Here is an 8590-nt window from a genome sequence, read left to right as displayed (position 1 = left end):
TGCAGTCGATGAACATGATGGGCGATCTCGACGCTTATCGCGGAGCGCTCACGGACGGCCTCGAGGCACTGGGCCGCTTTGGACTGAATGGGGTACCGGTGCCAAGCATGCTCGCCGCCGGTCAGGCAGTGACGCTGGCGCAGGACAAAGCGAGGATTTTCCAGGAACTGGGGAACGACGGGCTGCTGCGCAGGCAAATCGAGGCGCTCATCGCAAAGACGGAGCCGATCGAACAAGAGACGCAAGCCGCACTGCGTCGCGCCACAGCCGAGCAGGCTGCCAATGCCGATGCTCGTGCATGGGCCGTCGCTGCCCACGCGGATGTGGGCGCGCAAATCGACAGGCTCGATGCTGAACTCGCGCTCGTGCGTCAGCACGAGCATCAAGCGCTTCAGGCGTCGCTGGATGCCTCCGTCAGGTCCGAGAACTTCACCACTTTGACGTTGCTGCTGACGATGATCGGTGGCAGCGCTTTGCTTATTTATACCTTCGGCGCGCGGGAGAGCGCCGCGCGGGCCAAGCTGCGCGTTGCGCGTGCGCTGCGACGCAGCGACGAACGCTTTCGCGAACTCTTCGACGCGCACCCAGTGCCGATGCTGATCTACGACCGCGAGACGCTGCATTTTCTCGCGGCCAATGATGCCGCCGTCGAGCAATATGGGTTCGCCGAGGGCGAGTTGCTGTCGATGACGATTCGCCAGATTCATGCGGACGACGAGCTGCCGCGGCTCGAGTCATATTTCGGGCGCATGCGGGCGACTCTGCCCAAGGGCCGGGCCATGGCCGGCGTTTGGCGCCATCGGCGCCGCGACGGGACGCTGTTGAGCGCGGACGTTTCGAATCATGCGCTGACCTTCGCGGGCCGCCCGGCCATGTTCGTGCTCGCGGACGACGTGACGGCTCAGATCGAGGCCGAAGCAGAAGCGCAGCGCTCGAACCAGATGCTCGAGATGGTCATCGACAACATTCCGCAGCGCATTTTCTGGAAGGATCGTGAATCGCGATATCTCGGCTGCAACATCACGTTCGCGCGCGAAGCGGGGTATGCCTACGCTGAGCAGGTGATCGGCAAGACCGACTACGACATGCCGTGGAAAGACGTGGCAGATCGCTTGCGGCGTGTCGATCGCGAGGTGGTTCAATCGGGCGTGCCGAGGATGAACTCGAAATCCGATGCGACGATCGACGGCAAATTGCGCTCCGGCATTACCGACAAGATTCCCCTGACGAATGGCGATGGCACGATCATCGGCGTTCTTGGTGTCTATACCGACGTGACGGAGCGCAAGCGCTCCGACCTTGCGCTGCGCCTGCAAAGCCGCGCGCTCGACGCGAGTGTGAATGCGATTCTCATCACGGGTGCTTCCGAGTGCGGCCATTTGATCGAGTACGCTAACCCGGCATTCCAACGCATTACGGGCTACGATCCGACGGAGGTCATAGGTCAGGATTGCCGGTTCCTGCAGCGCGACGACCGCCAGCAGGAAGCGCTCGCGGCGATTCGTGCAGGACTGGCCGCGAACCACGAGGTGAGCGTGGTGCTGCGCAATTACCGCAAGAACGGCGCTCTGTTCTGGAATCAGCTTGTCATCGCGCCTGTGCCGGATCAGGGTGGCACGGCCACGCATCACATCGGGGTCATCAACGATGTGACCGAGTTGATGCGCTATCAGGAACAACTCGAGTACCAGGCGAACTACGACAACCTCACGCGGCTGCCCAACCGCAATTTGCTGCGTGAGCGCCTGCAGCAGGCGCTCAGGCGCGGCGTCGATCTCGCAGTCATCTTCATCGATCTCGACGGCTTCAAGAATGTCAACGACAGTCTGGGGCACAGCGTTGGCGACCGCCTGCTCGGCGTTGTCGGCGATCGGCTATCGCGCTGCAAGCGTCGGCCGAGCGATACGGTGGCGCGGCATGGCGGCGACGAGTTCGTGATCGTGACCGAGGGCGTCGACAAAGAATCGATCATCAACTGGATGGAACGCGTGCGTGCCCTGGTCTCCGAGCCTGTCATGCTCGACGGGACGGAGCTTTACGTCGGCTGCAGCATGGGTGCGAGCCTCTTTCCGCAAGACGGCAACGACGTCGAAACCTTGATGAAAAAGGCCGATCTCGCGATGTATCGCGCGAAGGATATGGGGCGCAACACGTTCCAGTTCTTTCAGCCTGAGATGAACGCCAGCGTCGGCGCGCGGCTCAGCCTGGAGCGGCGCCTTCGTCGTGCGTTGCGCGATGGTGAGTTTCTGCTCCATTATCAGCCGCAGGTGGACATCGGAACGGGCCGCATCGTCGGCATGGAGGCGCTCGTGCGTTGGCTGGACCCGGAAGTGGGGCTCGTGCCGCCGTCGGCCTTCATCCCCGTCGCGGAGGAGAGCGGCCTCATTGGTCCGCTCTCGGAATGGGTGCTGCGCGAAGCCTGCCGGCAGAACAAGGCCTGGCAGGACGAAGGGCTGCCGCCCGCACGCGTCTCGGTCAATCTCTCGGCACGGCAGTTTCAGCAGCGCGACATCGCCAAGCTCGTCATGTCGATCCTCGAGGAGACGGGGCTCGAGCCGCGCTACCTCGAGCTCGAATTGACCGAAAGCACCATCATGCGCAACGCCGAGGAAGCGATCATGATGCTCAACGAGCTGCATGCGCTCGGTATCGGTCTTGCGATCGATGACTTCGGCACCGGTTACTCGAGCCTCAGCTATCTCAAGCGGTTTCCGGTCGATCGGCTCAAGATCGATCGGTCGTTCGTCTCCGACATCGGCGATTCGAGCGACGACGAAACGATTACCTCAGCGATCATCGCCCTCGCGCGTTCGCTCGACTTGCAGGTCATCGCAGAGGGTGTCGAAACCGCCGCACAGCTGAATTTTCTCAAAGAGCGCGAGTGCCACGAAATGCAGGGCTATTTCTTCGCACGACCCATGCCGCACGACGCGATTCCGCATCTGTTGAAGCGCACGCATGGGAGCGCCGTTCATGAGGTCGCTGATAGCTGATCCGCTAAGCCGGCTCAGCCGAGGTCAGGGAGCTTGCGCGGCCGTCGATCCTGATCGGTGGCGACGTACGTCAACGTGGCTTCGGTGACCTTGACGACTTCCTCGGCGAGGCTCATGCGCTGCGCGAAGACGACGACCTCCACCGTAATTGACGTGTTGCCTGTTTTGACGATTTCCGCATAGAAACTGAGCAGGTCGCCGACAAAAACGGGCTCCTTGAATACGAACGAGTTGACGGCCACCGTCGCGACCCGACCGTTGGCGCGGCGACTCGCCGGAATGGAGCCGGCAATGTCGACCTGCGCCATGATCCAGCCGCCGAACACGTCGCCGTGCACATTGGCATCCGATGGCTGAGGCATGACGCGCAAAGCGCAGCGTTGTTGCGGAAGCATCGAGGAAGAAGTCATGAATACACCGTGAAAGAGAGAATCCACGCGCGCTGTGGGCGGCGCGAACACCGCAGGCGCGGTTCTGCCACAATACCGGTACGCGCAGCACAGCAGGGTGGAAATTGTACGGGTATTCATGACCACAGCGTGCGGGCGGTGGATTCCTGCGTGGCGAGCACGGCGAGCGACGCTCGTGACGCCTGCCGCTTACACGCCGCGCCACGATGCGCCATGTGCATGCCTTGACGGCGCTGTCGCGCCTGAACCTTTTGCCTTTTCGGCTTGATCGACGAGCCATTGCCGCGGCCAGCGCCGCCGTTTTCCCATGCGCCGTTATAGTGCCCCTTCCGAGCCAGCACCGCCTTCTGACACGCCGCGGCGCGACTGGCAATCGATTCGCTCGCTGCTGCCCTACCTTTCGGCATACAAAGGGCGCGTCGCGCTGGCGCTCGCCTGCCTCTTCGGCGCGAAGCTTGCCAACCTGGGCGTGCCGATTGTCATGAAGCACATCGTCGACGGACTCGCGTCGACGCGGCAATTGACGGCGCTCGGGCGCGCCGAGCACGCGCCCGCAATCGTACTGGCGGGCGGCATTGGCCTCTTGGTCGTGGCTTATGCGATCGTGCGGCTCTCCACATCGGCGTTCACCGAGCTGCGCGAGATTCTCTTTTCGAAGGTGACCGAGAGCGCCGTGCGCGATCTCGCGTTGAAGGTTTTTCGCCATCTGCATGCGCTATCGCTTCGTTTCCACCTCGAGCGGCAGACGGGCGGCATGTCGCGCGATATCGAACGCGGCACGCGCGGCATTCAGCAGCTGATTTCCTACTCGCTCTACAGCATTTTGCCGACGCTCGTGGAAGTCGGCCTCGTGCTCGTCTTTTTCATCGTCAAGTACGAGGCCTATTACGCGGTCGTCGCCGGAATTGCGCTCCTCGCGTACATCGCGTTCACGGTGAAGGTGACTGAGTGGCGCACGCACTTGCGGCGCAGTATGAATGAGCTCGATTCGCGCGCGAACTCGCGCGCCATCGATTCGTTGCTCAACTATGAGACCGTCAAGTACTTCGGCAACGAGGAGTGGGAAGCGAAGCGCTATGACGAGAACCTGCGCCGCTATCGAGCGGCAGCGATCAAATCGCAAAACTCGCTCTCGTTGCTCAACTTCGGGCAGCAGATGATTATCGGTGCGGGGCTTGTCTTTATTCTTTGGCGCGCTACGGCTGGCGTGATGGCGGGGCGGCTCACACTCGGCGATCTGGTGCTCATCAACACCTTCATGCTGCAGCTTTACATCCCGCTCAACTTCTTAGGCGTCGTCTATCGGGAGATCAAGCAGGCGCTCACCGACATGGATCGCATGTTCACCTTGCTCGGCGCCGCGCAAGAAATACCGGACATCCCCGGTGCCAAAACGCTCGAGGTCAGCGGCGCGCAAGTCGCATTCGAGCGGGTTTCGTTTGCGTACGATCCATCGCGTCCCATTCTGCACGATGTGAGCTTCACGATCGAGGCTGGCACGACAACGGCCGTCGTCGGTGCGAGCGGCGCAGGCAAATCGACGCTCGCGCGGTTGCTCTTTCGCTTCTATGATCTCGATCGAACGACGGGCGGCGCGATCAAGATCGATGGGCAGGATATTCGAGACGCCAAGCAGCATGCACTGCGTGCCGCGATCGGCATTGTTCCGCAGGACACGGTGCTCTTCAACGATACGATCTACTACAACATCGCCTACGGCAGACCGACGGCCACGCGCGACGAAGTCATCGCGGCCGCGCGGGCAGCGCATATTCACGAGTTCATCGAGGGATTGCCGAAAGGCTACGAGACACCCGTCGGCGAGCGTGGGCTCAAGTTGTCGGGCGGCGAGAAGCAGCGGGTAGCGATCGCGCGAACCCTGCTCAAGGATCCTCCGATCCTAGTCTTTGATGAAGCGACTTCTGCGCTCGATTCGCGATCGGAGCGCGCGATTCAGGCCGAGCTCGATCAAATTGCTCGGGGGCGTACCACGCTCATCATCGCGCATCGGCTGTCGACCGTCGTGCATGCGCACCAGATCATCGTCATGGATCGCGGGCGCATCGTCGAGCGCGGCACGCACGCGCAGCTCGTGCGCGCGGGTGGCCATTTCGCTCAGATGTGGGCATTGCAGCAGCGGGCCGCGCAGTCGGAGTCACCCGACGGGGCTGCGTTGAGCACCGCGGCGAGCAGTGCACTTCGTCAGGATTCCTGAGCGTTACGCTGTCTGCGAGGCCATGACGGGATGTCTCGCGCCATTCGTCGGCAGATCACGTACGTAGACTGATATCGAGCGCGCGTAATTGCTCAGGAGTGCCGACGTTTTCCCAGTGGCCGTCATAAAGCTCGCCGCTCGCGCGCCCGGCTGCGATCGTCTCGTGGTAGTACGGCCGCAGCGGGCAACGCTCGCCGCGCGCAAGGCTGCGAAACATCCGTGTGTCGTAAATGCCGATGTTGCCGAATGTGTAGCGCGGTGAGCCGTCGAGCGACAGTTGCCCATCGGCGAGCGCAAAATCGCCGGCCGGGTGAAACGGCGGGTTATGCACCATGACGAGATGCATACCAGGCTCGGGCATCCGAAGCAGCCGTTGAGCGGGGGCGTAAAGACGTGTGTAGTCGAAGTCGCAATAGATGTCCCCGCTCACCGCGACGAAGACGTGCGCCTCGCCGTCGTCTTCAATGAGCGGCAAGGCCTGCGCGATGCCGCCGGCTGTCTCGAGCGCAACATCTTCAGCGGAATAGACGAGCCGCACGCCCCAGCTCGAACCGTCGCCAAGCGCCGCCTCGAGGCGTTCGCCGAGCCAGGCGTGATTGATGACGATTGTCTCGAACCCGGCACGCGCAAGCCGTTCGATCTGCCAGACGATGAGCGGCTTGCCGCCCGCTTCGAGCAAGGGCTTCGGACACGTATCGGTGAGCGGGCGCATGCGTTCGCCACGGCCGGCCGCGAAAATCATCGCTTTCACCGTTCGCGCTACCGTCATCGTTTCGCTCGTCGTTTGTCGCGTGGCGTGAACCGGTGGGGTCGTCGTCATAGCGTTGGCGTGAATTTCAAAAGGTGTAGCCGTGCTCGAGCGCGAGGCCTTCGAGCTCGTCGAGGAGTCGCGCAAACGGGGCGAGCGGCCGATACCGAACGCTCACCTTGCGTGCGTAATCGATGAAACGAGGCAGATCGCCAAGATAGCGGGATTTGCCGTCGCGATAATGGAGGCGCGCGAAAAGTCCGAGAATCTTGATGTGGCGCTGCAGGCCCATCCATTCGAGCTGCCGGTAGAACTCGCCGAAATCGGCATCCACAGGCAGCCCCGCTTTCTTTGCGCGCTCCCAGTAATAGGCGAAACAATCAAGCTCGAACTCTTCGTCCCAGCTGAGGAACGCATCGCGCAGGAGCGATGCCACATCGTAGGTGATCGGCCCCGTGACGGCGTCCTGAAAGTCGAGCACGCCAGGGTTCGGCGTACAGACCATCAGGTTGCGCGGCATGAAATCGCGCAGCATGTAGACCTGCGGTTGCGCGCGTGCGCTCGCGATGAGGAGTGCAAAGGTGCGCTCGAGTATGCCGCGTGCTTTTTCATCGACCGTGCGGTTCAGATGGCGGCCGATATACCACTCGGGCAAGAGCTCCATCTCGCGCCGCATGAACGATTCGTCGAAAAGCGGCAGCGCCCCAACGCGCGAGGCGAGCTGCCAACGAACGAGCGCATCGAGGGCGTCGCGCATGAGGGGCCGCGCGCGCGCCGGCGCTGCCGTATCGAGCACGGCGATATACGGCTCGGTGCCGAGGTCGGTGAGCAGCATGAAGCCGCGCTCGAGCTCGCATTCGAGCACACGCGGCACATGCACGCCGGCTTCGGCCAGCATCGCGGCAATTTCCGCGAATTCCCGGCATTTCTCGGGCGGTGGGGCGTCAACGGCGATGAGCGTGGGGCCGTGATCCTGTCCGGCTCTTAGCCGGAAGTAGCGGCGAGCGCTCGCGTCGGCGGATGCGGGAGCCAGGGTGGCGAGGTCGAGGGCGTAGCGCGTGGCGTGAGTGCCAAGCCATTCGCCAAGCGCTTCTAGGCGCGCATCGGCTTGAGAAGTGGTCGTCATGAAAACATGAAAAGGGCGGGCAAAACGTCTTGCCATATAATACCCGACGACTTTTTCAGATGTGCCCCCGTGTCGGCCCTTTGCACGGTCCCGTTCGACCGCCTTCCGTCGCGCGCCCTTCGATGGGCCTGCGCGTCGGGGCCGCCACTTTCTGCGGCGGTGCGTGCTGGGCGAGACCGGTGCCTTGTCGGCTCGCCGGCCGCCGATTCGAAAATCGATACATGCCGTCAAGACAGATAATCCGAATGCCTTTCTCAGGCCCCGGCTTTTGCGATCGGGCTCCGCGCATGAAACGCCTTGCCGCGGCGTTGATTGCCGTGCCGGGCCTGATGCCGTCCGTCTCGAATGCGCAGCTTGCGGGCGCTGCCGCGGCGCCGCAATCCATCGACGCACCATGGGGTTTGCGGCTCGCACCGCAGATCGAAGAGCATTTGGTTCCGCCGGGCACCACGCCGGCGACCTTCGTGTTGGGCGATCATGTGAGCGGTACTTCGGATCGTGACGCCGCCGCGAAGGGCTCAGCCGAATTGCGCCGCAACGTGTCGGTCATCAAGGGCACAGCGCTTCACTACGACGTCGACACAGATGTGGCCGACGCGTACGGCAATGTGCGCATCGTCACCAACGGCGTGACATTCGCGGGCCCCGAGGCCCACATGCAGGTGGGCTCGAGCAAGGGCTACATGCCGACGCCGAAGTATCATTTCACGGTGCGCAACGCCTCGGGCAGTGCAGAGCATGTCGAACTGCTCGACAGCGAGCGATCGGTGTTCACGGACGCCACTTATACGGGGTGTCAGTGCGCACGACCAGCCTGGTATATCCGTGGCAGCCGGTTCAACTTCGATACCGGCGCGGATGAGGGCACCGCCCACAACGGCGTGCTGTTCTTTCAGGGCGTACCGATCTTCGCGAGTCCGTGGCTCTCTTTCCCGCTCAGCGACGACCGGCGTAGCGGCTTGTTGCCGCCGCTCTTTTCGATCGGCTCGTCGAACGGATTGGACTTTTCGCAGCCGTACTACTTCAACATTGCGCCGAACCGCGACCTGACAGTGACGCCACGCATCATTTCGAAGCGTGGAGTGCAATTGCAGCAGC

6 protein-coding genes are annotated in these 8590 nt (G+C 62.6%); 3 read left to right on the top strand and 3 right to left on the bottom strand.

What is annotated here, in order from left to right:
* Positions 1 to 2993, top strand: a 2993-nt coding sequence (locus tag VL598_RS07410) for a sensor domain-containing protein (RefSeq protein ID WP_414718674.1), incomplete at its 5' end; no start/stop codon positions are given.
* Positions 2994 to 3007: 14 nt separating this feature from the next.
* On the opposite strand, the gene VL598_RS07405 is transcribed toward VL598_RS07410, so the two are convergent.
* Positions 3008 to 3403 (bottom strand): acyl-CoA thioesterase, encoded by a 396-nt coding sequence (locus tag VL598_RS07405; protein ID WP_325326052.1) that lies wholly within the window; start codon positions 3401 to 3403, stop codon positions 3008 to 3010.
* 307 nt (positions 3404 to 3710) lie between these two features.
* On the opposite strand from VL598_RS07405, the gene VL598_RS07400 reads away from it, so the two are divergent.
* Complete coding sequence (locus VL598_RS07400; RefSeq protein ID WP_325326051.1) at positions 3711 to 5618, top strand: ABC transporter ATP-binding protein/permease; 1908 nt, start codon at positions 3711 to 3713, stop codon at positions 5616 to 5618.
* A gap of 55 nt (positions 5619 to 5673) precedes the next feature.
* Here VL598_RS07400 and murU read toward each other — a convergent pair whose 3' ends face one another.
* Both murU and VL598_RS07390 read right to left on the bottom strand, forming a co-directional pair.
* On the bottom strand, positions 5674 to 6387 hold the full coding sequence (murU, locus tag VL598_RS07395) for an N-acetylmuramate alpha-1-phosphate uridylyltransferase MurU (protein WP_325326050.1): 714 nt from the start codon (positions 6385 to 6387) through the stop codon (positions 5674 to 5676).
* Positions 6388 to 6454: 67 nt separating this feature from the next.
* The gene (locus tag VL598_RS07390) at positions 6455 to 7492 is read right to left on the bottom strand and encodes an aminoglycoside phosphotransferase family protein (protein ID WP_325326049.1); all 1038 of its coding nucleotides are present in this window, start codon (positions 7490 to 7492) and stop codon (positions 6455 to 6457) included.
* A gap of 221 nt (positions 7493 to 7713) precedes the next feature.
* Between VL598_RS07390 and VL598_RS07385 the strand changes: the two genes are divergently transcribed.
* Positions 7714 to 8590 (top strand): LPS-assembly protein LptD (locus VL598_RS07385; RefSeq protein WP_414718673.1); only part of this gene is annotated, 877 nt, incomplete at its 3' end.

This window comes from Trinickia sp., assembly GCF_035492435.1.
GTDB lineage: Bacteria > Pseudomonadota > Gammaproteobacteria > Burkholderiales > Burkholderiaceae > Trinickia.
This window is presented reverse-complemented; position numbering and strand designations above follow the sequence as displayed.

Excerpts from the sequence above, each read along its gene's own strand:
- VL598_RS07405 (WP_325326052.1), bottom strand. The coding sequence starts at position 3,403 with ATGACTTCTTCCTCGATGCTTCCGCAACAACGCTGCGCTTTGCGCGTC.
- VL598_RS07400 (WP_325326051.1), top strand. The coding sequence starts at position 3,711 with ATGCGCCGTTATAGTGCCCCTTCCGAGCCAGCACCGCCTTCTGACACG.
- murU (WP_325326050.1), bottom strand. The coding sequence starts at position 6,387 with ATGACGGTAGCGCGAACGGTGAAAGCGATGATTTTCGCGGCCGGCCGT.
- VL598_RS07390 (WP_325326049.1), bottom strand. The coding sequence starts at position 7,492 with ATGACGACCACTTCTCAAGCCGATGCGCGCCTAGAAGCGCTTGGCGAA.